This window comes from Asaia astilbis JCM 15831, from assembly GCF_000613845.1.
Taxonomy (GTDB): Bacteria; Pseudomonadota; Alphaproteobacteria; order Acetobacterales; family Acetobacteraceae; genus Asaia; species Asaia astilbis.
In genome coordinates, this window is the sequence record NZ_BAJT01000020.1 from 49,435 (window position 1) to 69,821 (window position 20,387).

Below are 20,387 nucleotides of genomic sequence, written 5' to 3' on the forward strand. Positions count from 1 at the left end.
CACTCAATCGTCACCAAGGGCGAAGTTGATGTGCAAGGTGTGGTGATGCTCAACCACGGCCTGGCCATTCGTGACCGCAGGCTGGTAACGGGCCTTGCGGAGGAACTCCATGGCGGCTTCGACGAAGGCATGACCGCCTGTCGAGTTGCTCACCTCACAGTTGGACGTGCGACCGTCAGTGCCGATATCGCAGGCAACCGTTACGCTACCTTCACGGTTTTCCTCCAGCATCTCCTCTGGGAAGACCGGACGCGCTCCGTTGATCGGCGATGCACCGGCAGAATGATCCGGAACCGGCGGTCCGACTGGCGCTGAAGGCGTCGGCGGAGCCGATACAGTGGCAGGCGGCATCGGAGCCGGGGGCTTCTCATGCGTTACCTGCTTGATCACGTGCTTCTGCGGCGGCGGCTGAATCTGGATCTTCGGCGGTGGTATGTACGGTGGCGGCGGCGTCGTCATCTGCGGCGGCGGTGGCGGCGGTGGCGGTGGCGGTGGCTTCTTCGGTTCCGTGATGATCTTCGTCTTGATCGGCGGATGGAACTGTTCGACGATTTTCGAACCCAGTCCGTTCATCAAGGCGTAGATCACAACGATGTGGAAGAGCACAGCGATTACGATGCCGACGATGTACTTCGTCGGGCGTCGCTCCTGCTCGGCGTAGTTCATCGGTTGTGTCACTCCAAACCCTCTGTCCTGTGCCCCGCCATTCCCGGGACGAGAAGGGCGGACCGACTTGTTATTATCGCAACCGCCCCATGCGACTTGCGTTTCGGTCTAGCGTCAGTTTGGCCGACACATCCCGAAATGTTTACCATGCTCTCAGCGCATGGCTCCTGTGCAAATTGGGCAAAGGTATGGCACTGCTGTCAAGTCGGTTTTATTTCGTTCATGTCGTTTTACCGCCGCGCCCAATCCGGCGCCTCGGCTGTCCAACACTTTGCGACACAGTGAAACGGAACATAAATTCACTGCAAGAGTAATATTTGTTAAAGCCGCGAAAAACGGCTGAAACTCCCGCTATTCGGGAGCTTCAGCCTCAAAATTCAACGTCGAGCCTATTGGGCCGAGGCACTTGCCTCTGAGCGCGTTGCGCCCACGCGTTGAGCCAGAGCAGCAGACATGAAAATGTCCAGCGCCCCATCCAGAACGGCATCCGGATTACCTGTTTCAACCCCAGTCCGCAGATCCTTGACGAGCTGGTAGGGAGCCAGCACGTAGGAGCGAATCTGGTGCCCCCAGCCAATATCAGTCTTGGCGGCTTCCGTCTGAGCGGCAGCAGCTTCGCGCTTTTGCAGCTCGGCTTCGTACATGCGCGCCTTCAACATCTGCATCGCCGTAGCCTGTTACGATGCTGGGAACGATCGGTCTGACAGGCCACCACGATTCCCGTCGGGATATGCGTGATGCGAATCGCAGAATCGGTCTTGTTGACGTGCTGGCCACCGGCCCCTGAAGCTCGGAACGTGTCGACCTTCAGATCGCTGTCATTGATCTCGATTTCGATCGTGTCATCCACGACAGGATAGACCCAGACAGACGCAAAGGAGGTCTGGCGGCGTGCGGCTGCGTCAAAAGGCGAGATACGCACCAGACGATGCACTCCGGCCTCGGTCTTGAGCCAACCGTAGGCATTGGTGCCACTCACCTGAAGCGTCGCGGATTTGATCCCGGCCTGTTCGCCTTCACTGGTCTCCATCACGGTGACCTTGTAGCCGCGCTGTTCGGCCCAGCGAGTATACATACGCAGCATCATCTCGGCCCAATCCTGAGCTTCGGTTCCGCCTGCGCCTGCATTGACTTCAAGATAACAGTCGTTGCTGTCCGCCTCGCCAGAGAGCAGGCTCTCGATTCGACGGGCGTCGGCCTGTTCCGCCAGCTTACGAAGGGTCGCTATAATCTCGGCAACCGTAGCGTGATCCTGTTCTTCTTCCGCCAGCTCGACGAGTTCGATCATATCGGCAGTATCCTGCTCGATTTTCTCGACACCTTCGATCTGCGTCGCCAGAAGCGTCCGTTCGCGCATCAGCTTCTGCGCGGCGTCAGCATCATTCCAGAGATCGGGGTCTTCTACGCGGTGATTGAGCTCAGCGAGGCGTGTCTGTGCAGCATCCCAGTCAAAGATGCCTCCTCAGCAGCGCCACCGACTGCTTGATCTGCTCCGATAGGGCCTCGGTTTCGGCCGACATGATTCATGCTCCCAGAAAATGTACAGGTCTCAATAAAGGCCGCCCATGCCAATGTCACCCTGCAGTTGAGCATTCGGGGCCTGAAGTTTTTTAGCCCCCCCCGATGTCTCGCCGCCCGGATCGGTTGTCCATGCCTGACCAGGTGCCGTCGCCATATCGTTTTCGGTATCGTAAAGATCCGTTCCGGTATCGGCTGCGGTCAGAGCCTCGGTGCCTGCCCCAAAGCCATTCAGAGCGATGCTCATGCCCGGCACCTGATCGGCTTTAAAGGCATCGACCGCCATCAGACGCCCGGTGTCATAGCGGGCCAGGGTGATCCCCTCAGGCACCCGGAATTTAAGCTCGGGCCGTCCTTCGAACGCCACCTTCATGAAGCGGTTCCAGATCGGGCCCGCGATCCGTCCTCCCGTCTCGTTTTTACCCAGAGACTGCGGTGTGTCGAAGCCGAGCCAGACAACCGTCACGATGTCAGGCGTAAAGCCTGCGAACCATGCGTCCCGGAAATCCTGACTGGTGCCTGTCTTGCCTGCGATGTCACGCGTAATGCCCTTACCGGCAATCTGACCCGTACCGCGCGCGATGACATCCTGCATCATGGCCGTAATCTGATACGCGCTGTCGGCGCTGACGACCTGACGACGGTTATCCTGAACCTGGGGCACCTCGACACTGCCAGCGACGGCTCTGTCGCCGTCGGGGTGACGGGCGGAGCAGGCGTAGCGGCCGAAGGCGCAGCCGCGTCAGCTGTGCCCGCAGGCGGCGCGGGCTGTGGAACCGGCGCTGTCTGATCGGGCGCTGCATGGTGGTGCCGAGCCCCAACCCGTCAGGCTTCCAGAGAACGGTACCGTCACGATCCAGGACGGAGTCGATCAGCGTTGGGGTGACCAGCCTCCCCCCCGAAGCAATCGTGGCGTAGCACCCGCCTCCTTCAACACAGTCGTCTCAACCGCACCGAGCGCTGCAGGCAGCACATGGGGCATCTTGTCGACGAGGCCAATCGAGATCGCCATATCAGCGACGGATTTCATGCCAAGATGCGCCGCAAGGCGGATGGTAACGAGATTACGGCTCTCACGCAGCGCATCATGCAGGGTGGTCGGACCCCAATTATCCTTCTCGTAGTTTTTCGGATGCCAGTCCCCATAGGAAACAGGGGCATCGTCGAATTTCTCCGAAGGCGGGATCCCCCTCTCCATCGCATCGAGATAGACGAAAGGCTTGAAAGACGAGCCCGGCTGGCGCTGGGCCTGAGTCGCGCGATTGAACTGAGACTCCTTGAAAGACCAGCCGCCGACCATGGCCAGCACACGCCCGGTGCGGGCGTCGAGACTGACCAGAGCACCCTCCACTTTCGGCACCTGACGCACGGCGACACGCCCTGCTTCTGCCTGGGGCTCGACCATGATCACATCGCCCGTCGACAGAGACCCGCCACTCCGGACCCAGGTCAGGTCCTTAGCCAGAATCTGCCTTCCTGCGCCACACCGTGGGAAAGCCAGCCGACGCGGCCCTGTGCCGGATTGAGCACGACAGCAAGACGCCACTGGTCGATCATGCCCGAGGGCGCGGTCACCTCCTTGAGCGGGGCAACCCAGCCATTGGCAACAATCGGATCATGGAGCTTCGTCACCGCGCCGCGCCAGCGGCTATGGCTGCGATCGTACTCCATGAGACCCTGTCTCAGACTCAGGGTCGCTGCATCCTGCAATTTGCGATCAAGGCTGGTATGAACCTCCAGACCGCCCTGCATGGCGCGGTCCGGGCCATAGCGGTCGATCAACTGACGACGCACTTCGCTCCCGAACCACTCGGCATTCGCCAGCGGCCCGAAACGAACCGCATCATGGGGAATGATCGGCTCCTGATGTCCAGCCTCGGCTGCCTCACGCGTAATCGCATGGATTTCCGCCATACGGTCCAGCACCCAGTTGCGACGCTCGATCGCACGCTCAGGATGGCGGTACGGGTTGTAATTGGCTGGCGATTTGGGCAACGCTCCCAGGAAAGCCGCCTCCGCATCGGTCAACTGATCAAGCGGCTTGTTGAAATAGGTCTGCGCCGCAGCGGCCACGCCATAAGCGCCATTACCGAGATAGATCCCGTTCAAATAAATCTCGAGGATCTTGTTCTTGGTAAGCGTCTGCTCGATCCGCAGAGCGAGCAGTGCCTCTTTCTCCTTACGCTCGAGGGTGCGGGCGCTGCTGTTGAGCAGCATGTTACGCGCCACCTGCTGCGTAATGGTCGACGCGCCCAATGCCCGTTTGCCGCGATGCGTCAGGTTGGTCAGCTCGGCGCGGATGATTGCCAGAGGATCAAGGCCTGCGTGGGTGTAGAAATTCTGATCTTCAGGCGCGATAAACGCGTTCTTCACCCGCTCTGGGATGGCATTGATCGGCATATAGATCCGACGCTCCGCAGCGAGCTCGGCCATAAGGCGATCATCTGAAGTGTAGATCCGGCTGACGGTCGGCGGCTGATAGGTCTTGAGTGTGTCAACACTCGGCAGATCAGAGGCGATCTGCTCGTATTGATGCCAGACAAAAAGGCCCGAACCGACCACACCCACCAGCACGACCCCGGCTGCAATCGCGAGCCCCTGACGCCAGCGGCGATAGCGCGGCCCACGCGGCGGCCCGCTATGCCCCGGTGCTCCACGCCCTCCCATCGGCGCGCGTGGAGGTGCGCTACCGCCGCCACCCGCAATGGCAAGCCACAGGGTTGAAAAGACATCGGAGGAGAGAGCGGTAGAGGCAAGGATCATGATGAATCGTTTAGCAGCCTTGAGAGGACACGTCGCCCCCTGCAAACATGGGATGAAGGCGCCATTATGACGACCCTCACGCTATGAGACGCAGCTTCAAAGCACAGGGCTCATAGCAGGTTCGAAACTGCATCGCTCTGTGGTCTGACACCAGCCCTTGTGAGTAGTCTCCTCTTCCACAAGACGAAGAAATCCTCATCAGATCATCCCGGCAGGCTGCGTAAGCCGCCAACCTCTCTTTTTCTGAGAGGTTGCTGCCGACCACACCACTTTACGCGACGTGCTGATCAGGACGGCGCCGCTCCCTGCACGCCAACCTGCAGCATGAACAACGCGCTACCGGAGCACATAACAATATGGTCCCGCTTGGGCCCGGCAAAGGTCAGGTTCGAACAGCCTTGCGGCAGACGGATCCGCCCGATGAGTTTGCCCTGCGGATTGAAGACGAAAACGCCGCACAGACCGAGGGGGCCTGTCACGCCACACCACAGATTACCGAACACATCTGCGCGGAAACCGTCAGGATTCATCTGGGCGCCATGAAAGCGCATATCGGCAAAGACACGACCGTTCGTCAGGGTGTCGCCTTGCACGTCATACACGTGGATTGCCTGATCACCGCCCTTTTTCTGACCGGGACCAGCAGGGGTCGAGGCGATGTAAAGCTTCTTGAAATCGGGCGAGAAGACCAGACCATTCGGGCAGGCGAGATCTTTTTCGGCAAGAACAGCCTTCAGCGTGCCATCGGGTGCAATGCGGAAAACATGGTCCTGCTGCCGCTTTGTGCCGCCGATCTCGCCGATCAGTTCACGACCGATCTTCCATTTGATCTTCCCATCGGGATTGGTCGGGCCACCCGGCTCATCGGCGTGGCCTTCGCTGATATTCGTGCCGTAGCCAGGGTCTGTAAACCAGATGCTGCCATCGGGATGGGACACGATATCGTTGGGAGAATTCAGCCCTTTTCCTTCGAACTTGTCAGCCAGCACCGAAACGCTGCCATCATGCTCGAACCGGACGACGCGGCGGAAAAAATCCTCGCAGGTGATCAGACGTCCCTGATAATCGAAGCAATTACCATTGGCGGAATAGCCGTCGGGGCGGAATTCGCTCACCTCTCCGGTTTCCCAGATATAACGCAGCGCCTTCGACTGGGCGACGTCACTGAACACCAGATAACGACCTTCGCTGCTCCAGGCAGGGCCTTCGGTCCAGACACTCTTGTTCCAGATCCGTTTGATGGATGCTGCAAAATAAGTCAGATCGTTGAAAGACGGATCGATTGCCAGAACGTCAGGGTCAGGGAAAAATGCTGGCCCTGCCTCATTGCCCCAGCGGCGCGCAGGTTGAGTGATCACGCTCGGCGGGCTGACCGAGTCAGCAGCAGCACGCGCTGGCAAAGCCACACAGGCAGCGCCGCCCAGGGCTGTCGTCAGAAACCCTCTGCGGGCGAGGGGCATTTTCAGATCCATCATATCGTCCTGTGACTCGGTCATGGGCACATGCCTTGGCACCTAACGCCGCATCATGCTCTCAGGATGACTCAGGTTTTGTATCAACTTGTTGATGAGGCTTTTTGACATCGGCAGACAATCGACCCGGCACCACGCAGGTCTTTCCTCCGGCATTGACTTCACGCCTTGAGAAGGTTTCACCTGATTGGGAATAGTAATGACGGCCTGATCAAGGAACTGATTACATGACGACTGTGAGCCCCCGCGCCGGAAAGACACTGGACCCTGCCCATCTGGCCGACATCCCGGCCCTGATCGCAGCTTATTACGATCGCAAGCCTGACCCGGCCATCGCAACGCAACGCGTCTCCTTTGGCACATCGGGTCATCGCGGCTCTTCGCTGCATACGAGCTTCAATGAGAACCATATTCTCGCCATCAGCGAGGCCATTTGTCGTTACCGTAAGGATAAGGGCATTACCGGACCGCTCTTCATCGGCATCGACTCCCACGCGCTTTCGGCTCCGGCACAACGCTCGGCCATCGAAGTCTTTGCTGCTCATGGTGTAGAAGTCCGGATCGACGCCAATGATCGCTTCACTCCGACACCGGTTATTTCGCATGCCATCCTGACCTATAATAAAGGTCGCCAGGAAGATCTGGCCGATGGTGTGGTCATCACGCCGTCGCATAATCCTCCGATCGATGGCGGCTTCAAATATAATCCGCCCCATGGTGGCCCGGCCGACACCGACATCACCAAAGTGATCCAGGATCAGGCCAACGCCTTTCTTTCCGGTGGATTGAGCGAAGTCCACCGCCTCCCCTACGACGAAGCGCGTCAATCGGAACATGTGCGCGGCCACGATTTCATCACACCCTATGTCGATGATCTGGGATCGGTCATCGACATGGAGGCCATCCGCGATGCTCCTATCCGCATCGGCATGGACCCGCTTGGCGGCGCAGCGCTCGATTACTGGCCTGCCATCATCAAAAAATATAACCTCAAGGCTCAGATCGTCAGTGACGAGCTCGACCCCGCTTTCGGTTTCATGACGGCAGACTGGGATGGGCAGATCCGCATGGATTGCTCGTCTCCCTACGCCATGGCGCGCCTGATCGGCATGGGGGCACAGTTTGATGTTGCTTTCGCGACCGACACCGACGCCGACCGTCACGGAATCGTCTCCCGTCCGGACGGGCTGATGAATCCCAATCATTATCTGGCTGTCGCCATCTGGTATCTCTTCACCCAGCGCAAAGGCTGGGATCAGACGGCAAAAATCGGCAAGACACTGGTCAGCTCAGCCTGATCGATCGCGTTGCCAAAAAAATCGGCAAAGAAGTGGTCGAAGTCCCTGTCGGATTTAAATGGTTCGTCGACGGTCTCTTTGAAGGCAATCTTGGTTTCGGCGGAGAGGAAAGCGCGGGCGCCTCTTTCCTGCGTCGTGATGGAACGGTGTGGTCCACCGACAAGGATGGTCTGATCCTCGGTCTGCTGGCCGCCGAAATCACGGCGGTCACCGGCAAGACACCTGCGGAACATTATCACGCGCTGACTGCCGAGCTTGGCGCACCGTTCTATCAGCGTATCGATGCGGCCGCGAACCCGGAGCAGAAGGCGATCCTCTCCAAACTCACCCCGGAGAAGCTCTCTTTGACACATCTGGCAGGCGACGCCGTGACCGCAACGCTCACGCGGGCACCTGGCAATGATGCCCCAATCGGCGGACTGAAAGTAACGACCGAAAATGGCTGGTTTGCTGCCCGCCCTTCAGGGACAGAAGACGTTTATAAAATCTACGCAGAGAGTTTCGTGAGCGAAGCGCACCTGAAACAGATCCAGCAGGACGCACAGACGGCGATCTCTGCCCTTTTTAATAGCTGATTACCTCAAAAGACCCTGCCCGTTCGGCAGGGTCTATATTTACAGATCGAGCGTAAGAACCTGCGAAACCATGCGGGCGAGGTTTTTCTACGCAGCAAACGCGGAGGGCGCTCCTCGGCAAGATATCAGACGCGGATCGAGAGAAATCCGACATTCTCCGGATCACGGTCGAGATCGATCGAAATCTGATCTCCTGACAGATTATCATCTGTCAATTTGATTGCCTGCATGCCGTCACTGTCCCAAAGAATAACTTCGAAGCTTTGCCAGTGCCGACCGATGCCTTCTGCGGACACGGTCACACGACGAGAGCCCTCTGCAAGTTTAATAAGGCTGTGTTTGTTTCGTGACGCATGGATCTTGGCGTCCTGATCATCCACCCTGATACGCAGTGACTGAAGTCGATCAGGCTCCGATCGAACATAACGGCATGGCACTTCATTCAGGATCAACGCCTCATCCTGCTCGGTGAAGCCTTTAATGCTGAGTTGATAAAAGCTGTGCGGTGTCAGACCAGCCTGACACTTAAGCCAGCCTGAGTCGGAAGGCAGCCATCCCAGAGGCAGAGCCAGCTCCCGCCCGTCACAACGAGACGGAAGCACGCCAAGCTTCACCCCTTTATCCGGGTGGTCTCCTCCGACCCAAAAATATCGAGTGACCTCAATAATTTCTCTGACCAGATATTCATCGCCCCGTCGTGTCGTAAGCGTATCCCCGTCACCCAGATCGGTAATCGAAACGTTGCCATGAGGCGTCATGATCTGAACGGTTTCGGGGAGCGCGTCAGTCGGCACGGTCGCAGCGATGACACCGTCTCGGCAAGATCGATACCACGCTCCGACCCGATGCCAGACCTCATTGCCACCCGGACTGGCAGGCTCTGCAGATCGCAGAGGACTCATCGCATATCAGGCAGCTCGAGAACGAGCCGAAGCGCACCACCGCTTTGAGCAACAGACGGCAGCGGTAAGAGTGCTTCATCGGACGTCCATCGCCAGTCGTCGCTCTCGATATTGTTCCATCCGCCCAGTATCCCAGCCCTAAGATGATCGGTCACCTTCGTGTCCTCTACCTCCCCCTGAAGATAAGCAGCACCCACTCGAAGCCCCAGAAGACGACGGTCGTCGACAAATGGCCCGATCGCCTGATCAGGGCGTACCGCATGAGAGAAGATTCTGACGTGCTTCGTCTTTGGGGGCAGTAAGAATGCTGCCTGTCCCGGCACAGCATGATCGACGCGATCAAGCGTTTCGCTTTATCCGTCATAAGACTGAAATCAGTTGATCCGACAGTTCCCTCGAAGGAGAGGACCGGGAAGCCCATTTCTCTCGAACGAAGAACCAGACGTGCCCAAAGCGGTTCCACGCGTTCACGGTCAATGATCAGAGGGAGGCGCACCACCCCATCGCGCATTACCGAGACGACGAGAGACTCATCGTGTCCGTTTTCAAACAGACTGGCATTGCTGCCGGGGAGATAGCTTTCCATCCCAAGGTTCTCGGCTTGCAGAATAGCGTGATTGGCTACCTCGATATGATAATAGGTAAAGCGGCGCTTTTGGCGGTCATAGGCGATCGACCCCCCATTGACGAGCATGCGGATGGGCGTCAGCCCTTCGGCGTTCTGCACGCAATGCTCTGATGTTACCCATAAATCGCGCGACGGAGATTGCGGACCGAAAGCATGCGCGCGGATACGCACGAGATGGGCCTCATCCGGGGTTGCGCCATGAAGGTTCACATCCTGATGCCCGACCCACTGCACGGCCTGGGGACCCAGATCGGTATCGACCATATCTCCGACTTTTAGCGTTTCGACAGTGCGAGAGCCTATAGGGGTGGAGACCAGAGTCCCTGCTGCGAAGCAGGCTCTCAACCAAACGATGCCATCTCCATTCGCCGTGAATTTATAGGTCGGGATATATCCATCGATCGTCACGTCTTCACCGGTGGTGTGAATAATGAAAGATCGATCACCTCTCGTAACGCCGGTAATCGTTTTCAGATCGAGACCATAAATCATAATCCCGAAATCCTCACCTGAAGCATTGATCGAAATGTTTTTCAGGGAATTTCTGTTTACAATAATTTTCGCGTTATCTCGCAAGACAATGCCCATCTCTTGCGCATTACTGATCCACGCAACTGCCGAGTTAGAGAGGTAAATCCTCGGATTATTTTGTCCTGCTGCCTTGGAACTGCCATTGAGCCTCAGTTCTCCGCCAGTCACATGGAACGTCCCCTGCAAGAGACCACTGTTAACGACCAACTCTCCGCCAGTCATCGTTCCGTTAGTAACCGTCGCGCCATTGATCTGCGCTGAACCTGATTTGATGGTTGAATCTTCTATCTTACCTTTTTCATATCCGTTCACTATTCCACCGTCGAGCGTGGATTCAATTACCGTTCCCCCTTCCTTGACATTAAGAACGTCACCTTTGTGGAGAACCAGTCCCTTTGCAGTCTCCCCGACTTCTCCATACTCTGGTTTATTACACTTATCTTTTCCTGTCTGAATGGTTTTTTTTCCAATATTATATTCTGCCATGATTCATATCCCTAATTATTTTATATTTTTAAACGACAACTTTGGGAACGTCGCGAACGAGATCCTTACACGCAAACAGGCTCTCAATGACGTCCCTAAAGCCCCTGATGAAGCGAAGCGCTCTGACACCTCCCCGAGCAGCGGCTTCTCTCTCATCGAGCCGAGCCAGATCACTCAAGGTCAGGATGGTCGCCCCAACGACAATATGTTCGTCCAGAAGGGTCACGTTATAATCCAGCCCACTGACGCGTATCGGGCGCCGCGTCAGTGGGATATTTCGCCAATGAGCACCGACAAAACGGGCATGATCCATGTCAGCTCCAAATGAAGCCATGGAAGCGAGATCACAACGATCAAATATGGCGCCTGTGCAGAGAGCACCATGAAGCATGGCCCCGTTGAGTTCTGCCGCTGTCAAATCGGTGTTCATCATGACAGCACCAGACAGGTTAGCCCCACGCAAATCAGCGCCACAAAGTCGCGCTTCAGCCATCTGGGCTCCACAGAAACGCGCACCGATCAGCGATGCCTCCGTGAAGTCGACTCTGGATAGGTCGGCGCCACAAAAATTGACCCCGTTTAAATTCGCCCGCCTGAGGGTCGCGTCATGGAGAGCTGCGCCAATCAGATTTACATGACTGAAATCGGCCTCGTCTGCAGATATGCCATTCAAATTGGCTCCGATGAGAGACATGCGTTTTTCGAGAGCCACATGGACCGCCTCAGCCTTTTGTCTCGCCGGAGACAAGGTCCGATCTACATCATCGAGTTCGACACGCGCTATGACGTGACCCTTGATGACGTCAAAAATTTCGTAAGTCCAGCCATTGGACGGCATAGTTGGATTTCCTGTCACTGCATGATGAGCGATGCATTGACACCGCCAAAATCAAAACTGTTCGAGAGACAACATCCGCCTTCGAAACATTCCGGTACTTCGGGCCTACGAAATATTGTCTGTCTACTTGGTTGTCTGAGATTGAAGTTGGGCAAGATGATTCCGCTGCGCATCGCCGCAAGGCTCAGAACTACCTCAATGGCTCCTGACGCACCGAGAGCATGACCGGTCAGTCCCTTGATCGACGAGATAACGGCCTTACTCGACGAACCGAAGACGCGTTCGATTGCCATGATCTCGATATCATCACCCAGCGGCGTACTCGTCGCGTGGGCATTGATCCACGCGACGGTGTCTGAGGCGACCTCAGCGTCACTGAGAGCGCCGCGCATGGCTCGCTCGGCCCCGGCGCGATCGGGTCAGGAGCGAGAAGATCATGCGCATCCGCACTCTGGGAAAAACCCAGAATTTCTCCCAGAATGGGTGCCTTCCGAGCCAAGGCGTGATCGCGCGCTTCCAGAACGACAATCGCAGCCCCCTCGGAAAGGACAAAACCCGTGCGGTCAGTGTCGAAGGGTCTGCTGGCTTCGCTTGCAGCATCATAATGTGTAGTCGCAAGAGCGTTGACGTCAGCGAAAACCTTGAGGCCTGACGGCGTGACGGCTGCCTCTGTCGCGCCTGCCACGACTATTGAGCCGTACCCGTCACGAATAGCCTGAAAGGCTTTACCGATGGCAATGGTGCCCGTCGCGCAGGAAGCTGAATTTCCTTCGGCGGCACCCCTGAACCCGTAACGCCGCGCGATTTCGCCCGCACAACTATTGATTAAAACGCTTGGAAGATAAAAAGGGCGGCCGCGACCCGGTATCGCATTCGAGGCGTTGCCTATTGTTTCCAGCCCCCCGATGCCAGACCCAATACTGACTGACACAGCAATCCGCGATTGCGCATCCATCTCAGGCAATCTCGCCTGATGGATCGCCTCCTGAGCCGCAACGATACCAATCTGGATAAAGCGATCCAGGCGGCGCTGCTCTTTGTGCGAAAACCATTCAGAGGGATCATACCCGCCGAGATCTCTCGTGATTGAAGGGATGCACCCGACAATATAATCCCGCGAAACCTCTCCCCACAGGAAAGACTTACGCTCAAGACCCGTTTGGCGCTCTCGCAGCGCGATGAGATTTTTGGGCACACCTACACCGAGAGGCGAGATAACACCCATCCCAGTCACAACGACGCGTTGTCTAAAACGGTGAGAGGGACTCATCCCGAAACCGCCGCAATCTCCCTGGCCTTTATCAGCTCAGAAAGATCGATATTGGCAGCGTCCACTCCCGCTCTCAGCACAACAAGGAGATCACCCACCGTCGTGACTGTCGGAAACGTTTCTTCGTGGATTGCGATACCGGCTTTTTCTTCAATCTCGAATAATAATTCGACAATATCGAAACTATCGGCCGAGAGATCTTCAGAAAATCTTGTCTCTGGCGTGATACTCTCCACCGCCACATCGAAATGACGCGCCAGCATGACGATCACGACATCATCAACAGGATGGGACATAAAAGACGCGCCTATATAGTTAATAACATCCCATCTTCGGACAGGAATTTATATTTGTTTCTTTTGTTAAATAAAAAGAAACGAAGACTTGTTAAATTCCCTATATTGTCGACCAATATTCGATACAAAGGAAAAAATTTCGAGTCGTCTGAACCAAAAGTTTGGTTTCAATCCTCCTCAGCCTTTTGACCGCGGTCACACGTCTCTTTTCGAGAGTGACCGGACAACCATTAAAGACGAGAGTCGATTGATTGAGACGAGAGCTCTGCAACGGGTCCGCTTTTCAATGGATACTGATGAAATATGAGCAAAAAATACCGTGCTCACTGAGAGAATCGCTCCCGCGAGACGAGGTGCACTAAGGATTTTTTAATCGGGAAGATTAGAATAGCCATCAAACGATGGCAGACCGAGTTTAAGAGGCGGCGTCTTCAAGCACGCCGCCCATCTCGTACTACAAATCAAAACAACGTCTTGATTGGCTTCTTGTCAGGAGCTTTTTCTGATTCTGAAATGCGGCAAAATCTGGGTGAAAACCCCGTCTTTTCTAAAAAGGCCGTGCCACAAGGCGGCCCCGATATGGCCTGCAACAAGGGCTGCCAGAAACCAGCCTGCCCAGTGATGCACGGCACGAAAGGGTGCCTCGAGGCTTCCATCTGACGGAAATGGCAGAAGTGGCCAATCAAACAGGCCGAAAAGACTTAATGGCAAGGCAAGACTGGACGCTGAAGCCAAAGCCCACCCGCTTAGCGGCGAGATCAGCTGTCCGACATAAAGCAGAGAATGAGCCGATTTCGCGAGCTTCTGCACCTTTGGCGGCAAAGCATTCGGTAATGCAGGAGGGTTGTGGCCGAAACGCCAGATGACACGAAGCAGCACGAGCACCAGCGTCACAATTCCCAACGCTCGATGGGTCTGGAACAGAGAAAATGCCAGCATGTCATCGAACGTCAGATGATCCATAACCAGACCGAGCGTGATCTGGGTCAGGATCAGGGCGGCGATCAGCCAGTGCAACAGACAGGCGACTCTCGTGTACCGTGTGTCGTCCGTTTTCATGGTGCCCTGCCCTCAGGGATGATCGAGCTGTTTGAACAACTGCTCGAAGCGCTGCTTTGCCGCACCGGGCTGCGACACTGCCTTTGCAGCCTCTTCGTTCTCGGGCTTATCGACAACAACGAGCCCAACCATACCGAGGAAATAATGCGGCAGGCATTTATAGCCGTAGAGACCTGGCTTGGAGAATGTGACGGTCACATCCTGCCCCATCTTCCCGGCAAACGCTGTGGCGCCGTCAGGGATCATCCCTGTGATGGACTGAGCATTATGACCAGGGTCACTGGCAATGAAATGCACCGTGTCACCGGTGTGGATATGCACGATTGCGGGATCGAAGCCTCTGCCCCCATTGGCGCATGAGACAACATTTTGACGTCAACTGTCGCGGCCTGAGCAGCGAGGGGTATCATGGCGGCGGCGACCGCCAAACTGCGGATCATTCTGGACATGAGACTCTCCTGATCCCGCGAGCCTCTGGGGCTCGCGGGTATGACGAGACGTTAGGGTTTTCAGTTACGATGCAGGTCGAAACGATCCAGCGTCATGACCTTGGTCCAGACCTTGGCGAAATCGTTCACGAACTTGGCCTTGGCGTCGTCAGAGGCATAGACTTCTGCTGCCGCACGCAATTCCGCGCTCGCACCGAAGATCAGATCGACTGAAGAGGCCGTCCAACGTGGCTTGTTTGTCTCACGATCGAACCCGTCATAGACGCCCGGCTGAGAAGCAGACTTTTCCCAACGAGTGGACATGTCGAGCAGGTTGACGAAGAAGTCATTGCTCAACGTGCCCGGACGCGATGTCAGAACACCCTGTGCAGAATGCGCCGTGTTGATATCGAGCACGCGCAGCCCACCCAGCAGAACCGTCATTTCCGGCACGGACAGATCGAGATTGCTCGCCCGATCGACCAGCATCTCCGTCGGTGACTTCTCTTCCGGCTCGGCACGATAGTAATTGCGGAAGGCATCCGCGCTCAGCTCGAGCAGGGCGAAGCTCTGCTTGTCGGTCTGCTCCGGTCCTGCGTCGACACGACCCGGTGCGAAAGGCAGATCGAGGCTGACACCGGCCTTCTTCGCGGCCTGTTCGACACCGACATTACCGGACAGCACGATCACATCGGCCAGCGAGACCTTGCGACCATGATGATTGGCACTGTTGAACTTCTTCTGCACGGCTTCGAGCTTCGGCAGAACCATCTTCAGATCGGCTGGATCGTTGACAGCCCAGTCATTCTCCGGTGCCAGACGAATACGGGCGCCGTTGGCCCCGCCACGATGATCGGACGTACGGAACGATGCTGCAGATGCCCAGGCCGTCTTGATCAGATCGCGTTCTGAAAGACCCGAGGCCGCAATGGCCTTCTTCAGCTCACGGATATCAGCCTGATTGACCACAGTACCCTGTGCTGCGGGAAGCGGATCCTGCCACAGGAAATCGGTAGCCGGCACTTCAGATCCGAAATAACGCGATTTCGGTCCCAGATCGCGATGGGTCAGCTTGAACCAGGCGCGGGCGAAAGCATCAGCAAACTGCTCGGGGTGGGCCGCCCAGCGCGTGATGATCTCGTGGTAGGACGGGTCGGTCTTCAGAGCAATATCCGTCGTGAACATCATCAGCGGATGAAGCTTATTCGGATCGCTGGCATCGGGAACGATGTTTTCCGCGTCCTTTGGCATCCACTGCGTGGCACCGGCCGGACTCTTTGTCTTGACCCAGTCATGGCCAAGCAGATTATCGAGATACTGCGACGTGAAGTGGATCGGATCCGCAGACCACGCGCCCTCGAGCCCGCTGGTGATGGCATCGGTCGCCTTCAGCTTGCCTTTGACGCATTTATTGGCCCAGCCAAGACCCTGCTGCTCGAGAGGAGCAGCAGCCGGTGCAGCACCCACACATTTGGCAGCCGGTGCAGCACCATGGGCCTTACCGAAGGTGTGCCCGCCTGCGATCAGGGCGACAGTTTCTTCGTCGTTCATCGCCATGCGACCGAAAGCCAGACGGATCATCTTGGCAGATTCGGCCGGATCAGGATTGCCGTTCGGGCCTTCCGGATTCACATAGATCAGACCCTTGGTCGTCGCAGCCAGCGGCTTTTCGAGGTGACCGCCCTTCTTGACGTTGAAGGAACCGAACTGCGTACCGGGACCCCAATAGACCAGCTCAGACTGCCAGTCATCGGGACGACCGCCAGCAAAACCGATTGTCTTGAAGCCCATGGATTCAAGCGAGACGTTTCCGGTCAGAACGAACAGATCGCCCCAGGAAAGATCGCGACCATACTTCTTCTTGATGGGCCACAGCAGACGACGTGCCTTGTCCAGACTGCCGTTATCCGGCCAGCTGTTCAGCTGCTCGAAGCGCTGCTGGGCACCTTCTTCACCACCCCGACCATCTTCGGCACGGTACGTTCCGGCATTATGCCAGGCCATACGCACAAAGAAAGGAGCATACGTACCGTAATCGGCCGGCCACCAGGACTGCGACTGGGTCAGCGTCTTCTTGATGTCCGCCTTGACCGCATTCAAATCGATCTTCTGAAAATTGCGCTGATACGTGAAATCCGACCCGTAAGGATTGGACTCTGCATCGTGCATCCGCAGAGGAGCGAGGCTCAGGCGGGTAGGCCAGAAAAACTCGTTTGATTGGTCGATGCCATCGGCATGTGCGCGAGGCGAAACTGTTGTCAGGGTGGTCGTCGCAACAAGCGCCGCCATTCCAAATTTCAGAAGCTTCATCGAATTACTCCATGAATATTTTAATGACCGTCTTATTACAACAAGCCATTATTGTTTCATCAGACTAGATCCACCTCGGTTATTTAGCAAACCGATTGTCTCTATATCTCTAACAGGAAAACCCTTAGTTAAGATCGGAAGTGCTTCACCAACCCGGTTGACCGATCACCTGTGCAAAAACGGCGGGGGGCGTGTCTCGGCGAAGCATCTCGCCCATTTCCGTTCCAAGCTGCGTTGCCTCGTCCGGCGAGCCGGAAATCTGACGACGGATCACCACGCTTCCGTCTTCAGAGGCAATCAGCCCATGCAGCACCAACTCTCCTTTTTCAAGGCGAGCAAAACCGCCAATCGGTGTGCGACATGATCCATCGAGCGCCTCGAGAAGTGCGCGCTCCGCTGTCGCTGCTAGGCGCGTGGCCGGGTCCTCGATCGCCTTCATCAGCGACCGCAAACCCGTATCGCGACGACGCAACGTAATGCCGATAACGCCCTGACCACAGGCAGGCAGCATGTCGTCCGGCTCGAAAATCACGTCGGCACGACCAGCCAGGCCGAGACGGTTAAGCCCGGCAAGAGCAAGGAAAGTCGCGTCGCAGGCGCCTTCTTCCAGTTTGCGCAGACGCGTCTGAACGTTGCCGCGGATCAGACAAAAACGCAGATCAGGGCGTCGCGCCAGCAACTGGGCCTGTCGACGCACCGACGCGCACCCGACCACAGCGCCTTTTGGCAGGCAATCCAGCACGTCACCTCCCCCGCGAACGGCATCGCGATCGCGAAGGACCAGAGCATCACGAGGATCTTCACGCTTGAGCGTGCAGTCCAATACGAGATCGTCGGGCAGGAACGTTTCGAGATCCTTGAGACTATGCACGGCGAAATCGATCTGTCCCGAACGCAGCGCCTCATGGATATCTTTTGAAAAAAGCCCCTTACCGCCAATCTCGGCCAGACGTCTCACCTGATCCCGGTCGCCGCGGGTCGAGATCTGTGTTTCACACAGCGATCCGAATATTTCGAGGAAAGGATGCGCCATCCCAAGCTGCGTCATGAAGCTGCGCGCCTGAACAAGCGCAAGAGGAGAGGCGCGTGTTCCGACACGAAGCGCCAGGCCGAACGCAGGATGATGCAGAAACTCCGGTGAGAGAGAACCTGCATGCGGAGCGAGCGGCTGGGGGCGAGCGAGCGATAAGGTCATGCCGACGCGATACACCGACAGTTCTGTCAAAGTGTAACTGTTAGTTCCTTGCTCAGTAAAAGGTCTTATCTATCGATCGAAATAAGCAGCGCGCCTGTTTTCACGTTTCGATTGCCTTTTTGGGTAAGGCACTTAGAAAATATCTTGCCTGTGGCATGTGACGTAACAGGATCTCCCTATCCTGCGCGGCAGGAAATTCATTCGAAACGTCACGTATTTGAGCCAGATCGCAAACTGATCGGTCGATTTTGTACCTTCGGTCCTCCGGTCAGCTGGCCGCTTCAGCAAAAACCGCATGAAGCCCACTGTGACGGTTACTGCGAGCGCGATTGCTCAGAGCTTTTCCCAGATGAGCGAGATGCTCCTGTGTGAGCCGTATCGCTCTCTCTTTATCGCCGCGTTCCATTGCGTCGATCAGCTCGGCATGATCGTCGCAGGATTGCTGGGCATCTTCTTCAGACTGATAAAGCGCGGCGATCAGCACAGTACGCGCCGTCAGGTTTTCGAGAATACCGGCTAGGACGGAATTGCCCAGCACATCCGCCATATGCACATGAAAATGACCGAGCAAATAAGAGCGCCTTGCCAGATCCTGACCCAGAATGGCCTCTCTCTGAGCGGCGAGATGCTCGCGCAGGCGCATAATCGCCTCTGGTGAAACCTGCGCATGATCCATGATCAACCCGGTCTCAACGGCCCGTCTTGCCTCGATAATCTCGCGCGCTTGCGCCTGAGTCGGTTCAATCACAAACCAGCCACGACGGGGAGAGACATCGACCAGACCGCGACTGCTGAGTCGAATCATGCCTCACGCACGAGCGTACGCGAGACCCCGAAGAGTTCACCGACTTCCTTTTCGCCAAAGCGTTCGCCCGGTGCGATCCGACCCGAAAGCACTGCGTGAATAATCCGCTCCTCGATAACGAGACCGCTGGCACGTTCCAGGTCGATTTTGAGATGTTGCATCGCTGTTTTATGCGCTGCGCACACGCCCAAGGCAAGCGAGCCAATGAAGCCGGACCGGTAACGCCCCAGCGCCATTTTCACAAAGTTTTCATTTCGCTATAGAACTGTTCCGTTTTGTATTCTAGTTCGTATACAAGCCATACCCGAACAAAGATCATGCTTGCGGAGCTGTCCATGTCCCCTCAGAAGCCTCATCGTCCCTCATGCAGGCCATCCTGTAGGACCGCGCTGCTCGTCTCGACTCTCTGCGCATCACCGCTTGTCCCCGATTTTACATCGAAAGCGATCGCTGCCCCCTCGCCCCACCATGGCAAAGCAGCGCACGCTAAGGCTCAATCCTACACACCACAGCAGGGCAGCCACGAAACTGTTCAGGTCTCGGCCCGTCGGGGCGTTACCAGCGCCGGGCAGCATAATGCCCATTCGGAAACCATCCTGTCGCGTCAGGAATTACAGAACCGGAACGTTCGACAACTGACCGATATTGTACGCGTGGCGCCGAATTTGACCATCCAGCCGAGCTTCGGCAGTGCCGCGCTCAACTTTGCGCTGCGTGGCGTTGGACTGATGGATTTTACCCAGAACAACACGCCATCGGTCATGCCTTATGTCGATGGCGTTGCGTACCCCGTCAGTATCATGACCACGGGGATGCTGTTCGATATGGACGATATCTCGGTGGCCCCCGGCGCTTCGGGCTTTACCCACGGTCAGTCCACAACTGGAGGTGAAATCAATTTTCACACAGGTGACCCGACACAGCATTTTCATGCCGGTCTGACAGAAGACATCGCAAGTTATGGCCGTAACCGGGTAGAGGGATTTGTGTCCGGACCGCTCTCACGCAGCGTGTCCTACCGCATCGCGGGCCAGTCTCTGACCGGGGGCGGATTTCAGCATAACGGGCAGGGATCGGGCTACGGCAACAGCAATATCGGCGCACTGCGTGGCAAGCTGCGCTGGCAGATCGACGAAACCTCGCGCCTCGATATCGGCGGTCACTGGACAACCGATCAGTCGGAATCTTCATCGGGTCATAATCTATACAATGCCTACGGCATTCCCGTGACCAACGACATCTATCAAACAGCCTGGGGTCTGGATCCGCGCTTTGCCAAAATCATCGGTATCAATGGCAGCAACGCCAAACCGCGTGAGGATAATCTCTTCTGGGGGGCGAATATCC

General features: G+C 56.6%; 15 protein-coding genes and 4 pseudogenes. 2 read left to right on the forward strand and 17 right to left on the reverse strand.

The annotated features are described in order from the left end of the window. Positions 1-3: 3 nt before the first annotated feature. The 4 genes and pseudogenes from JCM15831_RS13710 to JCM15831_RS13725 form a co-directional block, all read right to left on the reverse strand. Entirely contained in the window at positions 4-666 is a 663-nt protein-coding gene (locus JCM15831_RS13710) for an energy transducer TonB (protein WP_025824694.1), read from the reverse strand. A 389-nt stretch (positions 667-1,055) separates the two neighbouring features. Next, a pseudogene (gene prfB, locus JCM15831_RS19275) lies at positions 1,056-2,186 on the reverse strand (peptide chain release factor 2). Between the two features lie 29 nt (positions 2,187-2,215). Then, positions 2,216-4,851: pseudogene (locus JCM15831_RS19280) on the reverse strand (penicillin-binding protein 1A). 383 nt (positions 4,852-5,234) lie between these two features. Next, complete coding sequence (locus JCM15831_RS13725) at positions 5,235-6,422, reverse strand: SMP-30/gluconolactonase/LRE family protein (protein WP_025824695.1); 1,188 nt, start codon at positions 6,420-6,422, stop codon at positions 5,235-5,237. A 224-nt stretch (positions 6,423-6,646) separates the two neighbouring features. On the opposite strand from JCM15831_RS13725, the pseudogene pgm reads away from it, so the two are divergent. Continuing rightward, positions 6,647-8,292, forward strand: a pseudogene (pgm, locus tag JCM15831_RS19285) (phosphoglucomutase (alpha-D-glucose-1,6-bisphosphate-dependent)). A 125-nt stretch (positions 8,293-8,417) separates the two neighbouring features. Here pgm and JCM15831_RS13735 read toward each other — a convergent pair. The 13 genes and pseudogenes from JCM15831_RS13735 to JCM15831_RS20585 form a co-directional block, all read right to left on the reverse strand. Continuing rightward, the gene (locus JCM15831_RS13735; RefSeq protein WP_025824696.1) at positions 8,418-9,194 is read right to left on the reverse strand and encodes a hypothetical protein; all 777 of its coding nucleotides are present in this window, start codon (positions 9,192-9,194) and stop codon (positions 8,418-8,420) included. Next, entirely contained in the window at positions 9,191-9,349 is a 159-nt protein-coding gene (locus JCM15831_RS21670) for a hypothetical protein (protein ID WP_156938904.1), read from the reverse strand. Before JCM15831_RS21670 ends, JCM15831_RS13735 begins: the two co-directional genes overlap by 4 nt. Positions 9,350-9,360: 11 nt before the next feature. Beyond that, the gene (locus JCM15831_RS22020) at positions 9,361-10,314 is read right to left on the reverse strand and encodes a Hint domain-containing protein (RefSeq protein ID WP_198024347.1); all 954 of its coding nucleotides are present in this window, start codon (positions 10,312-10,314) and stop codon (positions 9,361-9,363) included. 553 nt (positions 10,315-10,867) lie between these two features. Beyond that, positions 10,868-11,677 (reverse strand): pentapeptide repeat-containing protein, encoded by an 810-nt coding sequence (locus JCM15831_RS20570; protein WP_025824698.1) that lies wholly within the window; start codon positions 11,675-11,677, stop codon positions 10,868-10,870. 14 nt (positions 11,678-11,691) lie between these two features. Then, complete coding sequence (locus tag JCM15831_RS24080; RefSeq protein ID WP_025824699.1) at positions 11,692-12,069, reverse strand: hypothetical protein; 378 nt, start codon at positions 12,067-12,069, stop codon at positions 11,692-11,694. 122 nt (positions 12,070-12,191) lie between these two features. Beyond that, positions 12,192-12,947, reverse strand: a pseudogene (locus JCM15831_RS21175) (beta-ketoacyl-[acyl-carrier-protein] synthase family protein); the annotation flags it as partial. Continuing rightward, on the reverse strand, positions 12,944-13,210 hold the full coding sequence (locus JCM15831_RS19300) for a phosphopantetheine-binding protein (RefSeq protein WP_156938908.1): 267 nt from the start codon (positions 13,208-13,210) through the stop codon (positions 12,944-12,946). The gene JCM15831_RS19300 and the pseudogene JCM15831_RS21175, both read right to left, overlap by 4 nt. Positions 13,211-13,732: 522 nt before the next feature. Beyond that, positions 13,733-14,302: a cytochrome b gene (locus JCM15831_RS13775; RefSeq protein ID WP_025824702.1), complete on the reverse strand. Its 570-nt coding sequence runs from the start codon at positions 14,300-14,302 to the stop codon at positions 13,733-13,735. Between the two features lie 12 nt (positions 14,303-14,314). After that, positions 14,315-14,623: a pseudoazurin gene (locus JCM15831_RS19305; RefSeq protein WP_232228214.1), complete on the reverse strand. Its 309-nt coding sequence runs from the start codon at positions 14,621-14,623 to the stop codon at positions 14,315-14,317. A gap of 188 nt (positions 14,624-14,811) precedes the next feature. Further along, positions 14,812-17,040: a catalase/peroxidase HPI gene (gene katG, locus JCM15831_RS13785; protein ID WP_025824703.1), complete on the reverse strand. Its 2,229-nt coding sequence runs from the start codon at positions 17,038-17,040 to the stop codon at positions 14,812-14,814. Positions 17,041-17,185: 145 nt separating this feature from the next. Further along, entirely contained in the window at positions 17,186-18,265 is a 1,080-nt protein-coding gene (gene hemC, locus JCM15831_RS13790) for a hydroxymethylbilane synthase (RefSeq protein ID WP_232228215.1), read from the reverse strand. 238 nt (positions 18,266-18,503) lie between these two features. Next, on the reverse strand, positions 18,504-19,040 hold the full coding sequence (locus JCM15831_RS19310) for a GntR family transcriptional regulator (RefSeq protein ID WP_051528542.1): 537 nt from the start codon (positions 19,038-19,040) through the stop codon (positions 18,504-18,506). Then, entirely contained in the window at positions 19,037-19,276 is a 240-nt protein-coding gene (locus JCM15831_RS20585) for a GntR family transcriptional regulator (RefSeq protein ID WP_051528543.1), read from the reverse strand. Before JCM15831_RS20585 ends, JCM15831_RS19310 begins: the two co-directional genes overlap by 4 nt. Before the next feature lie 99 nt (positions 19,277-19,375). Here JCM15831_RS20585 and JCM15831_RS13800 point away from each other — a divergent pair. After that, on the forward strand, positions 19,376-20,387 hold a 1,012-nt coding region (locus JCM15831_RS13800), incomplete at its 3' end, for a TonB-dependent receptor plug domain-containing protein (protein WP_156938906.1).